This is a genomic window from Enterobacter cloacae complex sp. SHL022, assembly GCF_049237785.1.
Classification (GTDB): domain Bacteria; phylum Pseudomonadota; class Gammaproteobacteria; order Enterobacterales; family Enterobacteriaceae; genus Enterobacter; species Enterobacter hormaechei_C.
In genome coordinates, this window is record NZ_JBMKJH010000008.1 from 216,588 (window position 1) to 238,866 (window position 22,279).

22 protein-coding genes and 1 tRNA gene are annotated in these 22,279 nt (G+C 53.6%); 8 read left to right on the top strand and 15 right to left on the bottom strand.

The window, feature by feature from the left end; translation table 11 throughout:
• Nucleotides 1-34 precede the first annotated feature (34 nt).
• From tauD to mmuP, 6 genes are all read right to left on the bottom strand, one after another.
• Nucleotides 35-886: a taurine dioxygenase gene (tauD, locus tag ACOTZD_RS17645; protein ID WP_003863169.1), complete on the bottom strand. Its 852-nt coding sequence runs from the start codon at nucleotides 884-886 to the stop codon at nucleotides 35-37.
• Nucleotides 883-1,710 (bottom strand): taurine ABC transporter permease TauC, encoded by an 828-nt coding sequence (gene tauC / locus ACOTZD_RS17650; RefSeq protein WP_174402118.1) that lies wholly within the window; start codon nucleotides 1,708-1,710, stop codon nucleotides 883-885. The genes tauD and tauC overlap by 4 nt, the downstream gene beginning before the upstream one ends.
• A complete protein-coding gene (gene tauB, locus ACOTZD_RS17655; RefSeq protein WP_059371133.1) occupies nucleotides 1,707-2,474 on the bottom strand; it encodes a taurine ABC transporter ATP-binding subunit in 768 nt (255 codons plus the stop codon). Before tauB ends, tauC begins: the two co-directional genes overlap by 4 nt.
• A gap of 10 nt (nucleotides 2,475-2,484) precedes the next feature.
• Nucleotides 2,485-3,447 carry a taurine ABC transporter substrate-binding protein gene (gene tauA / locus ACOTZD_RS17660; RefSeq protein WP_003863172.1) on the bottom strand — a complete coding sequence of 321 codons (963 nt, stop codon included), beginning with the start codon at nucleotides 3,445-3,447 and terminating at the stop codon, nucleotides 2,485-2,487.
• A gap of 173 nt (nucleotides 3,448-3,620) precedes the next feature.
• Nucleotides 3,621-4,553, bottom strand: a complete 933-nt coding sequence (gene mmuM, locus ACOTZD_RS17665; protein ID WP_022650442.1) for a homocysteine S-methyltransferase — start codon at nucleotides 4,551-4,553, stop codon at nucleotides 3,621-3,623.
• Nucleotides 4,540-5,940, bottom strand: a complete 1,401-nt coding sequence (gene mmuP, locus ACOTZD_RS17670; protein WP_017383140.1) for an S-methylmethionine permease — start codon at nucleotides 5,938-5,940, stop codon at nucleotides 4,540-4,542. The genes mmuM and mmuP overlap by 14 nt, the downstream gene beginning before the upstream one ends.
• A 157-nt stretch (nucleotides 5,941-6,097) precedes the next feature.
• On the opposite strand from mmuP, the gene ACOTZD_RS17675 reads away from it, so the two are divergent.
• The 6 genes from ACOTZD_RS17675 (at nucleotide 6,098) to ACOTZD_RS17700 (ending at nucleotide 13,213) form a co-directional block, all read left to right on the top strand.
• Nucleotides 6,098-7,207 carry an AI-2E family transporter gene (locus ACOTZD_RS17675; RefSeq protein ID WP_003863175.1) on the top strand — a complete coding sequence of 370 codons (1,110 nt, stop codon included), beginning with the start codon at nucleotides 6,098-6,100 and terminating at the stop codon, nucleotides 7,205-7,207.
• Between the two features lie 114 nt (nucleotides 7,208-7,321).
• Entirely contained in the window at nucleotides 7,322-9,106 is a 1,785-nt protein-coding gene (locus ACOTZD_RS17680) for a diguanylate cyclase (protein ID WP_059294403.1), read from the top strand.
• Nucleotides 9,107-9,489: 383 nt separating this feature from the next.
• Nucleotides 9,490-9,984, top strand: a complete 495-nt coding sequence (locus ACOTZD_RS17685) for a molybdopterin-dependent oxidoreductase (protein WP_023324209.1) — start codon at nucleotides 9,490-9,492, stop codon at nucleotides 9,982-9,984.
• 17 nt (nucleotides 9,985-10,001) lie between these two features.
• On the top strand, nucleotides 10,002-11,939 hold the full coding sequence (locus ACOTZD_RS17690; RefSeq protein ID WP_023324208.1) for a putative bifunctional diguanylate cyclase/phosphodiesterase: 1,938 nt from the start codon (nucleotides 10,002-10,004) through the stop codon (nucleotides 11,937-11,939).
• Between the two features lie 259 nt (nucleotides 11,940-12,198).
• Nucleotides 12,199-12,456 carry a YjhX family toxin gene (locus ACOTZD_RS17695; RefSeq protein ID WP_023324207.1) on the top strand — a complete coding sequence of 86 codons (258 nt, stop codon included), beginning with the start codon at nucleotides 12,199-12,201 and terminating at the stop codon, nucleotides 12,454-12,456.
• Nucleotides 12,457-12,466: 10 nt separating this feature from the next.
• Nucleotides 12,467-13,213, top strand: a complete 747-nt coding sequence (locus ACOTZD_RS17700; protein ID WP_048209304.1) for an SAM-dependent methyltransferase — start codon at nucleotides 12,467-12,469, stop codon at nucleotides 13,211-13,213.
• Between the two features lie 106 nt (nucleotides 13,214-13,319).
• Here ACOTZD_RS17700 and ACOTZD_RS17705 read toward each other — a convergent pair.
• Nucleotides 13,320-14,518 (bottom strand): IS3 family transposase gene (locus ACOTZD_RS17705; RefSeq protein ID WP_121301499.1). Its coding sequence is split into 2 segments (ribosomal slippage): nucleotides 13,320-14,239 and nucleotides 14,239-14,518, totalling 1,200 coding nucleotides; the frame shifts between segments, so codons are not numbered across the junction.
• Between ACOTZD_RS17705 and yecR the strand changes: the two genes are divergently transcribed.
• Nucleotides 14,511-14,702 (top strand): YecR family lipoprotein, encoded by a 192-nt coding sequence (gene yecR / locus ACOTZD_RS17710; protein ID WP_072255624.1) that lies wholly within the window; start codon nucleotides 14,511-14,513, stop codon nucleotides 14,700-14,702. The genes ACOTZD_RS17705 and yecR overlap by 8 nt on opposite strands.
• A 22-nt stretch (nucleotides 14,703-14,724) precedes the next feature.
• Here the strand turns inward: yecR and ACOTZD_RS17715 are convergent, their stop codons facing one another.
• The 6 genes from ACOTZD_RS17715 to proB all read right to left on the bottom strand — a co-directional run bounded on the left by ACOTZD_RS17715 (nucleotide 14,725) and on the right by proB (nucleotide 19,014).
• On the bottom strand, nucleotides 14,725-15,081 hold the full coding sequence (locus ACOTZD_RS17715; protein WP_032608610.1) for a putative T6SS immunity periplasmic lipoprotein: 357 nt from the start codon (nucleotides 15,079-15,081) through the stop codon (nucleotides 14,725-14,727).
• A gap of 2 nt (nucleotides 15,082-15,083) precedes the next feature.
• Nucleotides 15,084-15,626: a hypothetical protein gene (locus ACOTZD_RS17720; protein WP_059294405.1), complete on the bottom strand. Its 543-nt coding sequence runs from the start codon at nucleotides 15,624-15,626 to the stop codon at nucleotides 15,084-15,086.
• Between the two features lie 105 nt (nucleotides 15,627-15,731).
• Nucleotides 15,732-15,890, bottom strand: coding sequence for a hypothetical protein (locus ACOTZD_RS17725; RefSeq protein WP_023315491.1), 159 nt, complete (start codon nucleotides 15,888-15,890; stop codon nucleotides 15,732-15,734).
• Between the two features lie 568 nt (nucleotides 15,891-16,458).
• Nucleotides 16,459-16,534, bottom strand: a tRNA-Thr gene (locus ACOTZD_RS17730).
• 111 nt (nucleotides 16,535-16,645) lie between these two features.
• The gene (gene proA, locus ACOTZD_RS17735) at nucleotides 16,646-17,899 is read right to left on the bottom strand and encodes a glutamate-5-semialdehyde dehydrogenase (RefSeq protein WP_023324201.1); all 1,254 of its coding nucleotides are present in this window, start codon (nucleotides 17,897-17,899) and stop codon (nucleotides 16,646-16,648) included.
• 11 nt (nucleotides 17,900-17,910) lie between these two features.
• Nucleotides 17,911-19,014 (bottom strand): glutamate 5-kinase, encoded by a 1,104-nt coding sequence (proB, locus tag ACOTZD_RS17740; protein ID WP_023324200.1) that lies wholly within the window; start codon nucleotides 19,012-19,014, stop codon nucleotides 17,911-17,913.
• Nucleotides 19,015-19,319: 305 nt separating this feature from the next.
• On the opposite strand from proB, the gene phoE reads away from it, so the two are divergent.
• Nucleotides 19,320-20,372: a phosphoporin PhoE gene (gene phoE / locus ACOTZD_RS17745; protein WP_003863199.1), complete on the top strand. Its 1,053-nt coding sequence runs from the start codon at nucleotides 19,320-19,322 to the stop codon at nucleotides 20,370-20,372.
• A 132-nt stretch (nucleotides 20,373-20,504) separates the two neighbouring features.
• Here the strand turns inward: phoE and crl are convergent, their stop codons facing one another.
• Both crl and frsA read right to left on the bottom strand, forming a co-directional pair.
• Nucleotides 20,505-20,906, bottom strand: a complete 402-nt coding sequence (crl, locus tag ACOTZD_RS17750) for a sigma factor-binding protein Crl (protein WP_003863201.1) — start codon at nucleotides 20,904-20,906, stop codon at nucleotides 20,505-20,507.
• Between the two features lie 56 nt (nucleotides 20,907-20,962).
• Complete coding sequence (gene frsA, locus ACOTZD_RS17755; RefSeq protein WP_023295967.1) at nucleotides 20,963-22,207, bottom strand: esterase FrsA; 1,245 nt, start codon at nucleotides 22,205-22,207, stop codon at nucleotides 20,963-20,965.
• Between the last annotated feature and the right edge of the window lie 72 nt (nucleotides 22,208-22,279).

Consider the following 22,279-nt stretch of genomic DNA (forward strand, 5'->3'; position numbering starts at 1 on the left):
TCGCCCCTTTGGGGAGAGGGTTAGGGTGAGGGGCTCAAACCGCACGGTAGAACGGCTTATCCCCCAAAATCGTCGCCCGCTGCATAATCCTTCGCTGCGGCAGATAATCCGCATTGGCGTAATGCTGCGTGACGCGGTTATCCCAGATCGCCAGATCGTTCTCCTGCCAGCGCCAGCGCACCTGAAACTCCGGTTTGGTGATATGCGCGAACAAGAAGCCGAGCAGCGCCTCACTCTCTTTCTCCGCTACGTCCACGATACGCGTGGTAAACCCTTCATTCACAAACAGCGCCTGCTTTCCGGTCACCGGATGCGTACGCACCACCGGGTGCAGCAGCGGGGGATGTTTTTCGACCGCATCCAGCCAGCGCTGGTGCTCCTCTTCCGTTTTACGGTACTTATATTCCTGGAATGATTTTTTGAAGTCATGCTCCGCCCGCAGGCCGCTCAGTAGGGTCTGGAGCGGCGCGGAGAGCGCCTCAAACGCTGCGATCCCGCTGGCCCACAGCGTATCGCCCCCCGTCTCAGGCAACAGCTTCGCCGCAAGAATCGCCCCGGCTGGCGGTGTGTCGATAAAGGTCACATCGGTATGCCAGTTATCGTTATCCGGCGGGTTATCGTTGTGGGTGTCGAGGACGATAATCTCCTCCACCCCTTCCGCATGCGGATAGACGGGGTGGATATGCAGGTCGCCAAAACGCAGGGCCAGCGCGCGCTGCTGATGCGGGGTGATCGCCTGTTCGCGCAGGAACACCACCTGATGACGCAGCACCGCGTGGTACAGCTGCTCGAACTGGTTATCGCTCAGCGGACGGGTTACGTCCAGGCCCGACACTTGCGCGCCAATGTACGGCCCCAACGGGATAATCGTCAGACGTTCACTCATTGTATTTCTCCATGCCAGGGCGTCAGGCGACGCTGTAGCGCGCGCAGTCCCAGTTCTAATCCAAAGGCGATCGCGGCGATCACTGCGATCCCTGCCAGTACCACATCGGTCGCCAGGAACTCTCCCGCCGACTGCACCATAAACCCAAGGCCGCGCGTGGCGGCTATCAGCTCTGCCGCCACCAGCGTAGACCAGCCCACCCCAAGGCCGATGCGCAGCCCGGTCAATATCTCCGGCAGCGCGCCCGGTAAAATGACGAACAGCAGGACCTGCGCGCGGCTGGCGCCGAGCGACTGCGCCGCACGTATGCGTACCTGCTGTGCACTCTTTACGCCAGCCAGGGCCGACATCGCGACCGGCGCAAAAATCGCCAGGTATATCAGTAAGATCTTTGACGTCTCGCCGATGCCAAACCAGATCACCATCAGGGGCAAGTAAGCCAGCGGCGGGACGGGACGGTAAAGCTCTATCAGCGGGTCGAGAATGCCGCGTACCGTCGGGCTCAGTCCCATCGCGATCCCCACCGGAACGCCAATAATGACCGCCGCCAGCAGCGCCACCAGAATACGCGTCAGACTGGCGCCTAAATGCTGCCAGAGCGTGGCATCCATAAAGCCCTGCGGCCCGGCGATAGTAATCAGTTTTTCCAGAACCTGGCCTGGCGGGGGCAGAAACAGCGGGCTGACCCACTGCTGCGCGGCAACCGCCCACCATACCGCCAGCAACACCACCAGCGTGCTGACGCTTAAAGTGAGCTGGCGAGAGAACGGCCAGCGTAAGGCAAGGCGCGTCCGCCACGTTTTTTCACTGAAAACAATGCTCATGAGAACGCCTCCCGTTGCTCAAACACGCGGCTTAAGACGTATTCACGCTGTTCAATAAACAGCGGATCGGATTTGATGCTGCGTACCGGTTCTCCCGCCACATAGCGCCGGGCAAACTCAAGCGGCAGGCGCTCCAGCACGCGTCCCGGCCCCGGTGAGAGCAGCACCAGCTCCGTCGCCATAAACACGGCCTCTTCGATATCGTGGGTGATTAACAGCACCTGCTTGCCGGTTTCGTGCCACAGGCGCAGCAGCAGGGTTTGCATCTGCTCGCGGGTGAAGGCGTCCAGCGCCCCGAAAGGTTCGTCCAGCAACAGCAGCTGTGGGTTAGCCGCCAGCGCACGGGCGATCCCGACGCGCTGACGCTGCCCGCCTGAAAGCTGCCAGATAAAGCGTTTTTCAGCCCCCTCCAGCCCGACCTTTTTCAGCATATCGCGCGCCGTATTCAGGCGCTGTTCACGCGCTACACCGGCCAGTTGCAGACCAAACGCAACGTTTTCCTGAACGTTTCGCCACGGGAGTAACCCTTCGTTCTGGAAAACCACGCCGCGCTCTGCGCCCGGCCCCCTGACCCGTTTCCCTTCCAGTTGGATCGAGCCGTGCTGATACGGTACAAACCCGGCGATCAGGTTCAGCAGCGTCGTTTTCCCGCAGCCGGACGGTCCCAGCACCACCAGCAGTTCACCGCTGTCCAGCGTCAGGTTGATCGCTTCCAGGGCGGGTTTGCCGCCGTAATCGGCAGACAGGTTTGTAATGTTCAGCATTGCAGCCCCCTTATTTCACAAAGCGATCGGTCACGAACTGGCTGTAATCCGCCGCCACCGCAGGCACTTTGCCCTGCTCTTTCAGGAACGTCGCAGTGTCAACAATCGCTTTGCTTACCGGCCCGTTCAGCTGCTGGACCTGCTGAGCAGGCGTCAGATAGGTGTTGCCTTTTACCAGCCCCGGCACGTCAGCTTCCGGCACGCCGCTCAGACGTGAGAGTTTCTCCAGGTTGGTGGGCTGTTTCAGCCATTCATCCGGGTTGCTGATGTATGGCTGCTGTGCGTCGATGGCGCTTTTGGCGAAGGCTTTCACCACTTCAGGGTGTTTCTCGGCAAAGTCCTTACGTACCACCCAGACATCAAGGGTTGGCGCGCCCCACTGCCCCACTTTTTCGGAGTCGGTCAGCACGGTGCCCTCTTTTTCCAGTTCGTTGACGGCGGGCGCCCAGACGTATGCTCCGTCGATGTCGCCACGCTGCCAGGCGGCAATAATGGCCGGAGGTTGCAGGTTGATGATCTGCACCTGGCCGGGCTTAATGCCCCAGTGTTTCAGCGCTGCCAGCAGGCTGTAATGCGTGGTGGAGATAAACGGCACCGCGATGCGTTTGCCGATCAAATCTTCGGGTTTCGTGATGCTTTTCTTCACCACCAGCGCTTCGGAATTTCCGAGCTGCGACGCCAGCAGGAAAACTTCAATCGGCACCTGCTGGCTGGCGGCCACCGCCAGCGGGCTGGAGCCCAGGTTGCCAATCTGCACGTCGCCCGAGGCTAACGCCCGCACAATCGCCGCGCCGCTGTCGAACTTGCGCCAGTCGACGTTCGCCCCGCTCGCTTTGGCGAAGGTGTTATCCGCCTGCGCGACTTTCGCCGGCTCAGCGGAAGTCTGATACGCGACGGTGACGTCCACCGCCTGCGCCTGAAATGCCCACAGCGCCAGTGCGCCGAGAAGTGTGATCCGCGATGAAATTGCCATAATGTCTGCTCCCTTGTTGTTATGAGAGCAGTATTTCCGGCGCGAGAATTTTGATAAAGGAATAAAAAAGAATCGCTAATGACGATTCGTTTTTAGAAAAAAAGCGGGAAAGGATAGTGAATTTTGTGCGGTTGTTTCGCCGGGTAAGGCGCAGCCGCCACCCGGCAAAGACCTCAGCGCTGAACCGTCAGCGCAGCAATATCTTTCGGCGTGGTCCGGCAACATCCCCCGATTAATTTAGCGCCAGCCGCCAGCCACTGCGGTAAATACCCCGCCAGCGTCTCGCACGCTTCACCGTGGTGATGCCAGGTTTTGCTCACCGCATCATAATGCTCGCCGGAATTCGGATAGACCACCAGCGGCAGCGATGTCAGGCTGTGCAGATGCGTCAGCGCCGAGGTGGTGTTTTCCAGCGCGATACAGTTGATCCCCAGCGCGACAACCTGCGGGTAGTTTTCCAGCGCAGAAACGACATCCCGCAGCGGCGTTCCGTCACTCAGGTGCTCGCTGTCACGCAGGGTAAATGAGAACCATGCCCGGGCGCGGGGATACGCCGTCAGCAACGCCGCCAGCGCCTTAATCTCAGTGAACGAAGGCAGCGTTTCACAGGCCAGCAAATCCGCGCCCGCATCCAATAGCGCCTCTACACGCGGGCGGTGGAAGGCGGTGAATTCTTCAGCGCTACGCACGTAATCGCCGCGATACTCGGAACCATCGGCCAGATACGCGCCGTAAGGGCCCACAGATCCCGCCACCAGCAGCGTGCCTGCATTTGCGTTCTCAGCCAGGTACGCTTCCCGCGCTTTGCGTGCCAGCTCTACGCTTTTGCCAATCAACGCCCGGGATTGCGACTCGTCCAGCCCGCGAGCGGCAAAGCCCGCGGGTGTCGCCTGATAGCTGGCGGTGATCGCCACCTGTGCCCCCGCGCGGTAGTAGTCGAGGTGTACGTCACGGATCAGCTCCGGGTTTTCCATCAGCACTTTAGCCGACCAGAGGCTGTCGGCAAGGTTACAACCGCGCGCTTCCAGCTCCGTTGCCATTGCCCCATCCAGCACGACAAACGGCTGGTTTTCAAGGAGGGCGGTAAGCGGATTATTCTGCGACATGTTCAGGCTCCTGCGTGGTCAGGTTTCGGGTCAGATAGTACGCACCATAACACAGGGCGACAAACGGAAGCCCGCAATAAAGGGCAATACGCTGGCTGGGGTCAAACCACAGGCCGACGCAGGCCACCAGGCAGAGGATAAATCCAAGCACGGGCACCAGCGGATACCATGGCGCGCGATACTGCAACGCCGAAAGCGGTTGCCCGGACTGCACGTGACGGCGACGAAACACAAAGTGCGACGCGCAGATGCTGATCCACACTGCCACCACCGCAAAACCGGAAATGGCTGACAGCGCCACAAACACCGTATCCGGCGCGACCACGCTGGAGAACAGCGCCAGCACGCCGCCCAGCATGGAAACGGAGAGCGCCGTCAGCGGCACGCCGTTTTTGTTGACGCGGGCAAAGCAGCGCGGCAGCGTTTTCTCGTTAGACAGAGACCACAGCATACGGCCAGAGGCGTACAGGCCCGAGTTCGCCGCCGAGAGGATCGCCGTCAGGATCACGAAGTTAAAGATATCCGCCGCATACGGAATGCCGACCTTTTCAAACACCAGCACAAACGGACTTTTCTCCACGCCAGCCTGCTGCATCGGGATCAGCGCCGCCAGCACAAACACGGTGCCAATAAAGAAGATGATGAGCCGGGCGATGGTGGTGCGAATAGCAACCGGAATAACCTTGTGTGGGTTTTCCGTTTCCCCTGCCGCGATGCCGATAAGCTCTGTACCTGAGAAGGCAAAGTTGACCGCCACCATGGTCATCAGGATCGGCAGACCGCCGTGCGGGAACCAGCCTTCGGCAGTAATGTTGCTCAAGCCCGGCGCCGGTGAACCATCCTGCATCGGGATAAAACCGAAGATCGCCGCTCCGCCGAGAATAATGAAGGCGATGATGGTGATGACTTTCACCAGCGAGAACCAGAATTCCCCTTCGGCGAAGAAACGCGTGGAAATCACATTAAGAGCAAAAATCACCACGCAAAAGACGACGCACCACGTCCAGACGGGAACCTGCGGGAACCAGTACTGCATACAGAACCCGGCTGCGGTAAAGCTCGATCCCAGCGCCACTGTCCACGTAAGCCAGTACAGCCACGCCACGGTATACCCTGTCGCCGGGCCGAGATAACGAGCGGCGTAGACGTGGAACGCCCCGGTTTCCGGCATCGCCACGGAGAGCTCGCCCAGACACTGCATAACCAGCCAGACCACCAGCGCACCGATAAGATACGCCAGCAGCGTGCCCGCCGCGCCAGTTGTCGAAATGATGTATCCGGTATTGAAGAATAACCCTGTGCCGATAACGCCACCCAGCGAGAGCATAATCAGGTGGCGGGTTTTCATGGTGCGCTTAAGCTGCCCGTTTTGTTGTTCTGTTTGCATATTACCTTCTAAACGTATGGACATCTAAACATCCAAAGAAGGGTGTTATACCGCGATTGTTAACAAAAAGCCACCCGGCACGACATCGGCGCAATTATTGGTAAATCCTTAAATCAGTTCTATAGTCGACACAGTTTCTTCTTCACCAGGACTCACTATGCGATTTAACGGACTGACCAAAGGTTTCTTTATTCTCATCCTGGCCCTTGTAACCTGGGCTTTCTTTGACGTGCTGTCACCCTATTTCTCGGCGATTCTGTGGGCCGCGATCCTGACCATCATTTTCAACCCGGTGAAAAACAAACTGCGTACCGCGCTGGGCGATCGCAACGGGCTGGCTTCCCTCCTCACACTCGGCATTATCTGCCTGATCGTGTTTATTCCGTTGATGGTGATCCTTTCCTCGCTCGCGGTGGAACTGAACATGGTTTACACCAAGCTGCAACAGAACAACACGCAGTTCCCGGAAGTCATCGCCGGTATCTTCAACCGCCTGCCGGACTGGGCCAGCGGCTTCCTGGCGGATCACAACCTGACCAACGCCGCGCAGATCCAGAAAAAGCTTTCCGATGTCGCGTTACAGGGCGGACAGTATCTGGCGGGTAGCGCGTTCCTGATTGGTAAAGGGACGTTCGGCTTTGCTATTAGCTTCGGCATTATGCTGTACCTGCTGTTTTTCCTGCTCAAAGACGGGCCCTATCTGGTGCGCCAGATCCTCGACTCGCTGCCGCTGTCTGACTTCGTCAAACAGCACCTGTTCGCGAAGTTTGTCGGCGTCTCGCGAGCTACGGTAAAAGGTACGGCGGTCGTGGCGGTGGTTCAGGGTACGCTTGGCGGTATCGCCTTTGCCATCGTCGGTATTGACGGTAGCGTACTGTGGGGAGCGCTGATGGCGTTCCTCTCCCTGGTGCCCGCCGTCGGCTCGGCTATCGTCTGGGTTCCCGCCGCCATCTTCCTGTTTGCCACTCACCAACTGTGGCAGGGTCTCTTCATTGTGGGCTTCTTTGTCATTATCGTCGGGCTGGTGGACAACCTTTTACGTCCGCTGCTGGTGGGCAAAGACACCAAAATGCCGGACTACCTGATACTGATCACCACGCTCGGCGGTATGGAGCTGTACGGCATTAACGGCTTTGTGATTGGGCCGCTGATTGCCGCCCTGTTTATCGCCTGCTGGAACCTCTTCTCCGGCCGCGACCACGCAGGCAACGCCGAGGAGCTGGACGCAGATTTTATCGAAGAAGGAAAAAATCCTCCGGACCTATAACTAAACGCGTTTTGACAGGCGGCCCGGTGCCGCCTTTTTTTTCGCGATAAATCAGGGGTTTTCTATAATCTTTAATGAACGCTCTTCCACATTTGTCGTAGAAGGATCCAACAGGTGCGAATCGCCACGATCACAAACTGGGCTTATGGTGTCACGGTGTGCCTGACCATTGCCTCCGGTATCGTCATGCTGATGGCTTCCCATGCCGACAACGTAGAACGTCAGGCTGTTAAGCAACGACAAATTTTTGACCAGCTTACGGAAGAGATTGAAGCAGAAACCTGGATGCTCTCCGACTTAGCGCGCCTTTACGCCATCAAAAAAGAGCCCGATGTGCTGAAAACGTACCAGGCGAAAGAAGGCGAACTGAAGAATATCGAGCGCAAGCTGGGCCAGTTAAAAGATACGGGCGCAACGGGCGAAGAGCTGGCGCTGCTGTATGAAGGGCTGAAGATTGTCGATGACCTACAGGATGAACAGCAGGCAGCAATTGCCAGCGTCGCCCGGGGTGAGGAACAACAGGCCATTGCGTTACTCTTCGGCAAAATCTACGAACTTGAAATGGAACGCGCCCAAAGCAAGATTGACCATTTTCGTGTGCTTCTGGATAAGCGCATTATCGCCGATGTCCAGGCAGCGACCAACACGTCAAAAACCCTGCGTACCGCCTCTGAAATGATGGTCGGTCTGACCGCCCTGCTCTTCTTATTCGTGATGGGTTTTATTCTCAAGCACCGCGTGCTGCGCCCGGTGGTGCGCCTCAGTGATGTGGTTCACCGGCTGGCCTCACAGGATTACGCCGTCGAAACGCCAAATTTCAACCAGGTCGATGAGATAGGCGATATGGCGCAGGCCATTCGCATTTTCCGCGAGAACGGGCTGGCAAGGCAGCGGCTTGAAAAAGAACGCGACGCAGACTGGGCCATCCGCGAGCTGCTCGCGCGAATGACCCAGCGCTTGCAGGGCTGCGAGAACGTTAGCGACGTGATTGAGGTGGCAGAGCTGTTTGCTCCCAACATTGCGCCGGGTGTCGCCGGGCGTCTGTATATTCTGGATCGAAACCCGTGGGAGATGCGCTGTGCGGCGGAATGGTTATCTCCCCAGGGAGAAAAAAATGCTTTCCACCCCGATCAATGCTGGGCCATACGCCGTGGTCAGAGCCACCCACCGGTCAACGGCGAGCCGGATATCGGTTGCCAGCATCTGCCTGAATCACAAAAAGACAGTTCATTCTGCGTGCCGCTCATTGCGCAGGGGGAAGCCATTGGTTTGCTGTCGTTTCAGAACATCACGCCTGAAACGGCACCGTCCCGCGCCTATCTCGAATTAATGGCGGAAGCCCTGGGTCTGGCGCTGGCCAACCAGCGTCTGCGCGATGCCCTGCTGGAAAAAGCGCTATTCGACCCGCTCACCGGCTTGCGTAACCGCCACCACCTTGAAGATACCCTGCGCACTCAGATAGCTCAGGCGATGCGCAATGATGAACCGGTGAGCTGCATGATGATCGACATCGATCACTTTAAAAGCATTAACGATCGCTTCGGCCATGAGGCTGGCGATCATGTGATTAAGAGCGTGGCGACAATTGTTCAGCGTGCCGTGCACGATGCCGGCCTGGCCTTCCGCTTTGGTGGTGAAGAGTTTCTGGTGCTACTTACGGGTGCGGATGAGGACGCGGCTCACGCCTGCGCAACGGAGATTTATAACGGCGTCCATACACTGTCGCTACGTTATGGGCTTGCTGAGATTGGCCCGGTAGATGTGTCGATCGGGATCGCCAGTTACCCGCAGCACGCCCAAAGCGACGACCTGCTGCGCGCGGCAGACGTGGCGCTCTACCGGGCGAAAGAGCTGGGGCGCTCGCGGATCGTCAGTTTCAGTATGCTGGAGGCGGGTTAAGCGAAACTCAGTGCCAACGACGTCAGAGGTACGCGCACTCTCTTATTCCCTCACATTGAGGGTGCGTTATCATTCTTTGTACAAATAAATTCATCTTAACGATGCCACCATTGATAAAAAATGGGGGTGCGTAAATATATCAATAAATCAAAGCGATCATTTTTTAAACTCGGGTGGTTTATTACACTAAGTTTTTATGTTTTAAAAAACGTAAGCTTCAGCCAGCGGTCTGCAATCATGGGGCAAAATACAGCTATCATTTTGATTTTTATGATTTTAATCAAGTAGCGTTTGCAAAAAGGCGTGGCGTTCAACAAAATAGACAAACTTATAGGATAAATAACTTATAATTCTTATACTTCTGTTAAAAAGAGGAGGCCAATATGCGAATAATCCTAATGCTGTGCTGCTTTTTGGTACAAAGTTTAAGCTGGGCTGGCGAACTGCCAAAGCCTGTGGGCAAACCCATCTTAACCATTAGCGGTAATATAGAAAATACGAACGAAAATGGAAATGCCGTTTTTGATATTGCCAGCCTTGAAAAACTGGGCATGGTGAGTTTCCAGACGACCTCTCCCTGGTATAATGGCCGCACGAAGTTTGAGGGTATCCCGATGCGCAAACTCATGGAGTATGTGGGTGCAAAGGGTTCTGTCCTGAATGTGATTGCACTCAATGATTACACTACCGTCATCCCTCTCAGCGACTTCCAGAAATACAACGCCATCCTGGCTTTAAAGGTCAATGGCGAATATATGCGCATCCGCGATAAAGGTCCGTCATTCATCGTCTACCCTTATGACAGTCTTCCTGAACTCAATAATCAGATTTATTACTCGCGATCGGCATGGCAGGTCAGCAAAATGAAGATTGAATAGTAGTTCAGGAGAACATAATGAACAGGATACTGGTTGGTATCATTTTTTCTCTTTTTATCACTACGGGATATATAGCATTTCTTGTTTACGATCGTCAGCAAGAGTTGCAAAAATTGACTCACTACACTGAGTCCTGGTCTGTAGCCCAACTGGTATCTGAATATTACCGATTTGAATCATGGATTGGACTGTACGCAACCGAGACTGATGACGTTACGGTAGACCAGGTTCGCATGCGCCTGGAAATCATGCTGAGCCAGAATGATTTATTGAAAGAGGGCGGCCTGGGTCGTTATATAAACAGCGAAAAAGCGCATCAGGCGCTCGCCTTACGCCTGGAAAATATACTGAACTATCTGGATGGTCATCTTGAGAAAATGAGCCGTTCAGAGTTAAAGCTCTATCTGAAAAATATGCATTCACTGGATGCCCCGCTAAGCCAGCTTTCATCCACGGCTTTAACAAAAGATGTTAATACAATCAATGAAACCAACCTTAAAATACAGGTTCTGTATTATATTTATTCGGCACTTTCGCTGTTGCTGGTTATTTTAAGCTTCATACTGGGCTTTTTGATTATCTATCAAAATAAAAATATCCTGAAAGCCCATATGCAGGTGAAAACGCTGGCTGAAGAACTTCAGCTATCCAAAGAAACCCTGCAAATCCAGAATACAAAACTGGAATACGATGTTTATCATGACTCCCTTACCGGAATGAAAAACCGTCTTTTCTTTTGGGATGATCTCAATAAACTTAATCTACAGGCTGAGAAAAAACATATTTCGGTCACGGTGATGTTATTCGATTTAGACCGATTCAAAGAGGTGAATGATACCTACGGTCATGATACCGGGGATTTACTGTTACGTGAGGTATCCACGCGCCTTAATGCTTTGGGCCGCTTTTCAGAGACATTTTATCGTTTGGGCGGCGACGAATTTGCGTTTCTCTCCAGTGGCTTAACCGAAACCGCAGCCGTCTCACGCGCGCGAGAAATCAGTGATAGCATCAGCAAGCCCTATACAATCAATAATCAACTCATAAAAATAGCCACCTGTGTAGGTATTGTTTTATCGGATAACGAACGACGTTCAGATTACCTTTATAAGTTTGCCGATCTGGCGCTCTATGAAGCCAAGAAAGAAGGTTCTCAGCAAATCAAAGTCTTCCGCCAGCGAATGCTACAGAAGTTGCAGGAAAGCAGAACCCTTGAAAATGATATGGCAAGAGCAATAGAGAATGATGAATTTGTTGTTTATTACCAGCCTATTGTGAATTCCGTCAGCAAGGAAATTTACGGCTATGAAGCGCTTATTCGCTGGATGCATCCTGTAAAGGGAATGCTTGCCCCGGATAGCTTTATTTTCGCCGCTGAAAAAACAGGCATGATCAACGAGATAGGTAAAACCGTACTTAAACTGGCCTGTAGGGAAGCGGTCTCCTGGACTGTTCCGGCCAGGATCTCCGTCAACGTCTCGCCTGTTCAATTGGGCAGCAAATCATTTATTAATACGGTGCAGTCCGTTCTGGCTGAAACCGGGCTCCCGGCTAACCGTCTTGAGTTAGAGGTCACGGAGTCCTCCCTCTTCAGTGACAGAAATAACCCCATTGCGATTCTGAAAAAACTCCGCGCACTGGGCGTAAGAATCTCCATTGATGATTTTGGCACGGGCTATTCGTCGCTCTCCAGACTCAGCGAACTGAATTTTGATAAAATCAAGATCGATAAATCTTTTGTCAATCCGATATCTACGCAGGAAGATGCGCTTAATATTGTGAAGCTGATTACCGGTATGGCTAAAAGCCTTAATATGGGCGTCATAGCTGAGGGCGTTGAGACCGAAGAGCAGCTTGAGCGGCTTCAGGCTCTGGGTTGCGAGCTTGTGCAGGGATATCTTTTCAGCAAACCACAGCCTCAGGTCGACAGCAAAATCAAGAGCGGCCCGGAATGATTCCCTCTCCTCAGCCCGATACCAACCGGGATCACATTTTTCACCCCTGGGTATTCACTGACAATAAACAGGTGTTATCATTCACCCCGTAAATATCTATCAACTCAATCCGAGGCTTTGATGCTGGAGAATGTAATCATCCGATAATCAGCTTCCCGACCATTCCAGGCCGGACTGATTATCAATGCGCTGAAACCGTATGCGGACACCGCTGTGTGTTTGCACGTTTTGCCCATGATGATTAAACAGGTTTTCCAGTATGAATTTATCCCGTCAGGAACAACGTACCTTACACGTTCTCGCCAAAGGTGGCCGTATTGTGCACGTCCGCGATACCTCCGGCCGCGTCACCGCCGTTGAATGCTATAGCCGCGAAGGAATACTGCTGGCTGACTGCACGCTCGCCGTTTTCAAAAAGCTCAAAACCAAAAAGCTGATCAAATCCGTTAACGGTCAGCCCTACCGCATTAACACTACGGGGCTGAACAACGTTCGCGCTCAGCCTGATAATCGTTGAGGAGAGGATGATGGATATCCCACGTATTTTTACTGTTAGCGAAAGCGAACACCGCATTCATAACCCCTTTACGCCAGAGAAGTACGCGACGCTGGGCCGCGTGTTACGCATGAAGCCAGGCACACGCATTCTCGATCTTGGCAGCGGCTCGGGAGAGATGCTTTGTACCTGGGCACGTGATTACGGTATTACCGGTACCGGCATCGACATGAGCCCGCTCTTCACCGCGCAGGCCACACTGCGCGCAGAGGAACTTGGCGTCAGCGAACGCGTCCATTTCATTCATAACGACGCGGCCGGCTACGTCGCGAATGAAAAATGTGACGTGGCGGCCTGCGTTGGCGCAACCTGGATTGCGGGGGGCGTAGCCGGGACAATGGATCTGCTGGCAAAAAGCCTCAAGCCCGGGGGAATAATGCTCATCGGCGAACCGTACTGGCGTCAGGTACCCGCGACGGAGGAGACAGCCCAGGCCTGCGGCGTCTCGTCGATTGCAGACTTTCTCACTCTGCCCGGTCTGGTTGCGTCTTTCGATCAACAGGGCTATGACCTGGTTGAAATGGTGCTGGCTGACCAGGAAGGCTGGGACAGGTACGAAGCCGCAAAATGGATGACCATGCGGCGCTGGCTGGAGGAAAACCCAGACGATGACTTCGCGCAGGAGGTTCGGGCGGAGCTGACGATAGCGCCTGAACGTCATGTGACGTACACGCGGGAGTACTTTGGCTGGGGAGTGTTTGCGTTAATGGCGCGATAACATAACGCTGGCGGTATAGCCTTTAGGGTTATGCCGCCGTTCAACAGACAGGGTTAAGCATTCAGCCAGAAAGTGCAGCATAGATGGGTTGAGTTGTTTGAAGTGGTCAACCAAAACTGGCCACGGCTTTAGAGTTTTTCCAGTATCGGTTTTCCGATTCGTTTGGGGGTAACCCACCGTTATAGTCATGCGGCCTTACCGAACTGTAATACCCGACGATATAGTCTGTGATCGCATGAGCTGCTTCGCTAAAGTTTATATAGCCTGTCACTGGCACCCACTCGTTTTTCAGACTTCTGAAGAAGCGTTCCATCGGGCTGTTATCCCAGCAGTTTCCGCGTCGGCTCATACTTTGCCTGATCCGGTAACGCCACAATAACTGCCGGATCTGCCTGCTTGTGTAGTGGCTACTCTGGTCACTGGGGAACATCACTCCCGCTGGTTTACCTCGGGTTTCCCACGCCATTTCCAGCGCTTTGATGGTTAGCTTGCTGTCCGGTGAGAATGACATTGCCCAGCCTACCGGTTTCCTGGCGAACAAATCGAGAACAATGGCGAGGTAAGCCCAGCGCCTGCCTGTCCAGATATACGTCACATCGCCGCACCACACCTGATTAGGCTCTGTCACTGCGAACTGTCGCTCAAGGTGGTTTGGGATAGCAATGTGTTCATGGCCACCACGTTTATACCGGTGGGTGGGTTGCTGACAACTAACCAGTCCCAGTTCTTTCATGAGTCTGCCGGCAAGCCAGCGTCCCATTCTGAAACCTCTCAGGGTTGCCATAATGGCGATACTCCTCGCGCCAGCAGAGCCATGGCTAATGTTATGCAGCTCCAGAACCTGGCTACGTAATACAGCCCGCTTGCCGTCTGGCTTTTCGGGGCTTTTCACCCAGTATTTGTAGCTGCTGCGATGAACCCCGAACACCTGGCAGAGTGTGACCACAGGATACTGCGCTCTGAGTTTTTCGATTAACGAGAACTGTTCAGGGAGTCTGACATCAAAAGCGCGGTAGCCTTTTTTAATATGTCGTTTTCCATTTCAATGCGTTGTAGCTTTTTCTTTAGCTCACGTATTTCAATCTGTTCCGGGGTTATAGGGGAGGCTTTAGGTATTTTACCCTGTCGTTCATCCCGTAACTGCTTTACCCATCGCGTCATGGTAGAAAGCCCCACGTCCATAGCACTGGCCGCAGCTGCAACGGTGTAGTTCTGATCAAGGACCAGTTGAGCGGATTCGCGTTTAAACTCTGCGCTGAAATTTCTTTTTTCATTGGGACACCTGTATTGTTCTGAGATGAGCATATCACCTCTGTTCAGGTGGCCAAATTCAGTAAACCACTTCACACAGCGTTGCGCTGCATGGGGCTATTCTGGTGCTGAGCCTTTCGGTGGTTCAACTTCTGTTTGTTCTCAACCATCCTCAAGCGGATGTATGGAAACAATGGTCACAATGGAATATCTATGTACTGGTGACTTGAAGAAATAAGATTTGGGGGCAGAATGCCCCCTTATTCTTTGGGATAAGAAAATTCAGCAGTGACTAAATACGCCCCTGATTTAGCAGATTGGACGTCATACGCGAAGTTATACCGCTCTCCAGGTGTAAACTTAAATCCGAATACAGGAAGACACTCACCCTTCGGTACATAAACAGGCTTGTCATCAAAAATATTGTGAAGAGAGTCGCTATTATCACTGTTGATTTGGATAGCAGTGATCCGTTCCTGTGGCTCCAGTGGTGACACCACACAAACTTGATTATCTTTGATAAATGCCGTTGTAGATTCACGATCTACCATTCGATCACCAGGCCCAGGGCATCCCGTTAAGAGGAATACAACACCCAGCAACATTTTGTTTTTCATGTTTAACGCCCCTTCCCTGTTACGATTTTCTGGTAAAGCGAAGGGGCATCCTGCAATTTGTCTACGCCCCTGTACATCCCCATGCGCCCTGGTCTCTGATAGTAAGACCACTTACTGATCCCATAAACCAGCAGTAACCAGTAATCAGCTAAAATAGAGGCTTGCTGCTCAAGAGAGTAATCAGTGAGCTTTTCTTTATCCAGCCTGTAGGTATATTCAGCAGCCCAGCTAAACGCACCCCGCATTCTCACCCATTGCCCGTGCTGGTGTTGCCACACATGCCCCAATTCATGGATGAAAACATATTTATCTTCAACGAAAACTGAGTTTGCGGAAAAGTCTTCCCTGTACATCTGTTTTCTGTACCACAACTCCCCGTTGGGAGTCATCGCGTAGTTCTGTTTCTGGAGGCCGAACGGTAAATAGCTGTCGCAATGAATCCAGACACGGCTATACACTATCGAATCACCGAACACTCTGCGAGCCATTGCAATCTCGCCTAAGGTCATCCGGCGTAATGTTCCTTCCTCTGCCTGTGCGCTCATAAACTGTCCTCCTTGTATGATTTATATCAGGGTATCCAGAGAGCAGGAAATGCGCAACTAACAGATTTTGGACAATAGAAGCCAATTAGCGGCGTGTTCGGTAGTTTAAAACATGTTGTTAGCCGCTCGCGCCAACTTGATTTCCTCTCGCTCTTCCTGCTTCTTAGCAAGCCAGGCTTTCCCCTCTGGTGTTGCCAGGAATTTACGGGCGTGAATCTTACGGTTGTTGCGCTTAGTGGCTGCTGTATTCGTGGCTTTTGACATGGTATCCCCTCCGCTGAATCTGCCAGCGTTCAACGTACAGCAGAGAGACAGTACAACGAAAGTTACAATGGTGCAGATAATAGATGATCATTACGTGCCGTGTTGGGCACATAAGAAAAGGCGGCGCATAGCGCTACCGCAGGGTGTAATCCCTTCGCAGGGAGGATAAAGCCTTAGCACGTTCTCTTATCAGGTGATCGTTATACTCCGGTGATCGAAACCGTGGCAGAGCCGGATTCTTTCCCGATCCGGTTAGTCTTCCCAACATTACGCCTGTTTATTCTCTGTGACCTTTCACAAGGTGTAGCATCATTGAGCGCCGCACGAAGCGCGGAACGTATCGCTAATGGTTCAAGTGATGTGTTTAGAGAGTCCGGCAACTCTTTCAGCTTCAAGGGATGGCAAAATTTCTAATGCTGTTCGGGCTTGAGCCTGGTAACTACCCGCCAGTACGTTGTACAATCCTTGAGCCGATACAACGGAAAGGCGTTTACCAAGTGTTATCAAGGATGATAATGAAAGATACAATCCTTTAGGTTTTTGACGATAAGTGATTGATTTTCTTAGATGGTGCCGATAATAGGAGTCGAACCTACGACCTTCGCATTACGAATGCGCTGCTCTACCAACTGAGCTATATCGGCCCTGAAAGGCCGGTTACGAGCGTAACCACGGGGCAAAAGAGTAGATCTAACCGGGTGATGCGTCAATGCCCTTTTGAATCAAACGGCTATTTTTGCATCACCCGCGATTATTTACGCACGAATGGTATCATCACCAAAGCCGATCCACTTGTAGGTGGTCAGCGCTTCCAGCCCCATCGGACCGCGGGCGTGCAGCTTCTGTGTGCTCACCGCCACCTCCGCGCCCAGACCAAACTGGCCGCCATCGGTAAAGCGCGTCGAGGCATTGACGTAAACCGCAGACGAATCCACTTCATTCACAAACCGATCGGCATTGCGCAGGGTGCGCGTCAGGATCGCGTCAGAATGCTGGGTTCCGTGTTCACGAATGTGCGCAATAGCGTCATCGAGATCCGCAACTACCTTCACGTTCAGATCCAGCGACAAATACTCATCGTCGTACTGCTCCGCATTAACCGGAACGACCTTCGCCGGACCGTCTTTCAGCAGGGCGAAAGCGCTCTCGTCCGCATGCAGCGTGACGCCACTTTCCGCCATCTGCTTGCTCAGCGCTGGCAGGAAGGTACTGGCGATGCCCTGATGCACCAGCAGCGTTTCTACCGTATTACAGGTGCTTGGACGCTGGGTTTTAGCGTTGACGATAATCTTCAGCGCAGGTTCTACCTCCGCGGTGTCATCCACCACGATATGGCATACGCCAATACCACCGGTGATCACCGGAATGGTAGATTGCTCGCGGCACAGCTTGTGCAGGCCCGCACCGCCGCGTGGGATGAGCATGTCGATGTATTTGTCCATGCGCAGCATCTCGTTAACCAGAGCACGGTCGGGGCTTTCAATCGCCTGCACGGCACCCGCCGGTAAACCACACTCCTCCAGCGCCTGCTGAATGACATTTACCGTCGCGGCGTTGGTGCGCCAGGTCTCTTTCCCGCCACGCAGGATCGCGGCGTTACCGGTCTTCAGGCACAGGGAGGCGACATCCACCGTCACGTTTGGACGCGCTTCGTAAATCACCCCAATGACGCCAAGCGGCACGCGACGACGTTCAAGGCGTAACCCGCTGTCGAGCACCCCACCGTCAATCACCTGCCCTACCGGGTCGGCGAGGTTGCACACCTGACGGACGTCGTCGGCAATACCTTTCAAACGCGCCGGGGTCAGCGCCAGACGGTCGAGCATCGCTTCGCTCAAGCCGTTGCGACGCGCTTCCAGCAGATCCTGCTCGTTGGCGAGCAAAATTTCCTGCGACTGCGATTCCAGATAATCAGCGATTTTTTCCAGCACGCGGTTTTTCTCGCGGCTGGAAAGGAGCGCCAGTTTATACGAGGCGGCTTTCGCGGCTGCGCCCATTTGTTCCAGCATGTTCTGGCTCCTTAACGAATAATCATGTCGTCGCGATGCACGGCAACCGGGCCATATTCATAGCCCAGGATGGCGTCGATCTGCTGGGAATGGTGGCCAGCAATCCGACGCAGCGCGTCGCTGTTATAACGGCTTACGCCATGAGCGATGTCGCGACCTTCAAGGTTACGGATTCGGATCACTTCACCACGCGAGAAGTTGCCTGTCACGCTTTTAATTCCTTTTGGAAGTAACGAGCTTCCTCTTTCCAGAATAGCGGCGGTCGCGCCTTCATCCACGGTCAGTTCGCCAGCCGGGGGCGCACCAAAGATCCAGCGTTTTCGGTTTTCCAGCGGGGTCGCCTGGGCGTGGAAGCGAGTACCCACAGAGATGCCTTCCATCACATCACCGATTACGCCCGGACGGCTGCCCGCGGCGATGATGGTGTCGATACCGGCCCGGCACGCCACGTCCGCGGCCTGGAGCTTGGTGCCCATGCCGCCGGTCCCCAGACCAGAAACGCTGTCACCCGCGATGGCGCGCAGCGCATCGTCAATGCCGTGAACGTCTTTGATCAGTTCAGCCTGTGGATTAGAGCGCGGATCAGCGGTAAACAGCCCCTGCTGATCGGTCAGAAGCAGCAGCTTATCGGCCCCTGCCAGGATCGCCGCCAGCGCAGAGAGGTTATCGTTGTCGCCCACTTTGATTTCAGCGGTGGCAACAGCGTCGTTTTCGTTAATGACCGGAACGATATGGTTATCCAGCAGCGCACGCAGCGTATCGCGGGCATTCAGGAAACGTTCTCTGTCTTCCATATCCGCACGCGTCAGCAGCATCTGCCCGACGTGAATGCCGTAGATGGAGAACAGTTGTTCCCAGAGCTGTATGAGTCGGCTTTGTCCCACGGCGGCCAGCAGCTGTTTGGAAGCGATCGTCGCGGGGAGTTCGGGGTAGCCCAGGTGTTCACGCCCGGCGGCAATCGCCCCGGATGTCACAATTACAATACGATGCCCTGCGGCATGCAACTGAGCGCACTGACGTACAAGCTCAACGATATGGGCACGATTCAGGCGGCGCGATCCGCCTGTTAACACACTGGTACCGAGTTTTACCACCAGCGTCTGGCTGTCACTCATGATTCTCTGCCGTTCAACAATAAGGGAAAATGATGTCAGTCAGACGTTTTAACAGGTGTCAGCCCCGTTGCCAACTGCCTTAGCGCATGACCCGTCACTTTGTTGCGCGGGATCAGGAAGCGTAGCGGCAGATTTTGACAATTTTATTACCGAAAAATTAAAACATACTTTTTTAGACATATTCTTACTTTGTCATAAAACTTTCACCCACGAACGATAAAACCCTTCCTGTTTTTCACGGGGTAATAAGCCGAATCTTATTACTCAGCGAATATTAGCGCGTTTTTATAAAATCAGGATTGAAAATGAAAAAGAGCACTCTGGCATTAGTGGTAATGGGCGTAGTTGCTTCCGCATCTGTTCAGGCAGCAGAAGTTTATAATAAAAACGGGAATAAACTGGACGTGTACGGCAAAGTAAAAGCAATGCACTACATCAGTGATGATGACGCTAAGGATGGTGACCAGACTTATGTTCGTTTCGGCTTTAAGGGTGAAACGCAGATTAACGATCAGCTGACGGGCTACGGACGTTGGGAAGCTGAGTTCGCGGGTAACAAAGCTGAAAGCGACTCTTCTCAAAAAACACGTCTGGCATTTGCCGGGCTGAAACTGAAAGACTTCGGCTCACTGGATTATGGCCGTAACCTGGGCGCGCTGTATGACGTCGCCGCATACACCGATATGTTCCCGGAGTTCGGCGGTGACGGCCTGGCACAGACCGATAACTTCATGACGAAACGCGCCTCCGGTCTGGCCACATACCGTAATACCGATTTCTTTGGCCTGGTTGACGGCCTGAATATGACCCTGCAATACCAGGGCAAAAATGAAAACCGCGACGTGAAGAAGCAAAACGGTGACGGCTTCGGTACCTCCCTGAGCTATGACTTCGGCGGCAGCGATTTTTCTGTGATTGGTGCGTATGCCAGCTCCGACCGCACCAACGAGCAAAACCTTCAGGCACGCGGCGAAGGTAAAAAAGCAGAAGGCTGGGCAACCGGTTTGAAATATGATGCCAATGATATTTATCTGGCCACTATCTATTCCGAAACCCGCAATATGGCCCCTATTTCCGGTGGCTTTGCAAATAAAGCGCAAAACTTCGAAGTGGTCGCGCAATATCAGTTTGACTTTGGTCTGCGTCCATCTCTGGGTTACGTGCAGTCTAAAGGCAAAGATATCGAAGGTATCGGCGATGAAGATATCGTGAAATACATCGACGTAGGTGCGACATATTATTTCAACAAAAATATGTCTGCGTTTGTTGATTATAAGATCAATCAGATTGATGACGATAATAAACTGGGCGTAAGCAGCGATGATATCGTTGCGCTGGGCATGACCTACCAGTTCTGATGTTGTGGTAATAAAAAAACCGGCGCTGAGCCGGTTTTTTTGTGCCCGGTGACGCTGTGCTTACCGGGCGTACGGGATAGTACATTTTTCAGACCGGGTAAGGCGTAGCCGCCACCCGGCGCTGGGACATCATCAGGCTCTCAGTTTCACCGCTTCGCTGGAAAAATCGTCCGCAGGCTCCAGCTTCAGATCCAATGTTGCCAGCAGGTCGCGAGCTCTGCCGTGAAATTCTTTTAGCGTATGCTCCAGGCGATCGATCACTTCCTGATCTTTGATGCTCGTCGCCTGCCAGTGCCCGTCTTTATTAAACAGGCCAAACTGATAGGTATAGGTAAAACGGTTTTCCTGCGCTTCCATTTCCATCCACCAGCCCCAGAACTCACGTTTTTCGGGTGCAGGCTTCACGTTGACGCAAACAGCCAGGCAGTCGAAAAAAAAGCGATTCTCTTCACACTGCTCTTCTCGAATATACGGGCCAAGAGCCATGAACTTCTTAATCAGTCTACTTTTCGGGTGTCCACTCGGTAACGTCATTGCGATCTCCTTTTGTGAAGCACTGTTTTACCAAACCAACGAAATTTAGCAAACTATTAACACAATCTCTGCGTGATCCAGCGTGTGATCTCTTTCAGCGCTTTGTCAAAATTCTGGTACACCGGGCTGAAGGGCACCTCCAGCAATTTACCATCAGAAGATGACGACGTGATTAAGCGTGACTCCTCTTCCGGGCTAAACGGATCGTTCTTCCAGAAACCGGACATCATCGGGGTTGGGCAGCGGCGGCCGAGTAAGCCCTGCGTTTTTAATGAATAACGATTAAGTTCAATGCGCAACGCTTCGTCTGAAGCATCATGCATGCCAAGTCGGCTCGCCAGTACGTCCAGATACATCTCAGGAACGCTACCCTGACGCGCAGGATCGCTTAACAGAGCATGCACCACCGGACCAAGACAGGCGACGGCCTTCAGGCGTGAAGATTCAAGGTAGGCAAGCCGTACCGCGACGTTAGCGCCGAAGCGGAAGCCAAACGCGCCAACCCGGGTGTGATCAACCCAGGGGATATTCTCCAGCGCTTTTAATGCATGCTGGTGCAGCAGGCTGGAGTCTTGCGTAAGTTTCCATTTGGATGAAAAACCAATGGAAGGCATATCAAGCGTCAGCATGGCGATTCCGTTTGGGGCAAAGTAGCGCTCATACAGGCTGTAATAGTCAATTTGTAACGAGTCCAGTCCACCGCACATCAGAACCGTCGGGAACGGCCCTTCCCCCTCCGGCATATGCAGGAATCCGGTCACCGGGCTGCCGCCGGGAATGGCGAACTCAATTTCACGCATCCGGCCAGGCAACCGCTGCGCAGCCTCTTCATAAGCCCGGTTTGCCAGCGCCTGCGCCTGCTCTGCCAGTTCGTCGCCTTTAAGATGCGGATATGCAGCGATGCTGTAAAGGTTTGCCGCATGCAGCCAGTGCTTGCCGCTGAGAGTGGCATCTTCTTCCTGGCTCGCTTTTTGCTGCCAGAGCATGGCCTGCTTTGACCATTCGTAGATCCAGTTTCCACCACGGTAGCCCACTACCGTATCGTAGAGATCGCTGTCGGTACGCTCGGACTCGCTCATCACGATACGCGCCTGCACGTCGAGGATTTCACGCGGATCGATGCCGCGCCAGATCCACATCAGGCGGTTAATCATTCGATACCAGTGGGGCACGTTTTTACCGTCTAACGCTGACTGAACGGCAGGCATTGTCCCCGGATTAAACCGACGCACCAGCGTCGACGTTTCAGGGTGCTTGAAACGGGGTTTGAAGAGAGTTTCGGTGAGATTCGCCTGCGTCATTGCGTTGCCTCCATGGATACGTCATATGAAGACCATTGTAACGCGTGGCAGGGTAAAAAGAACAACGCCCGG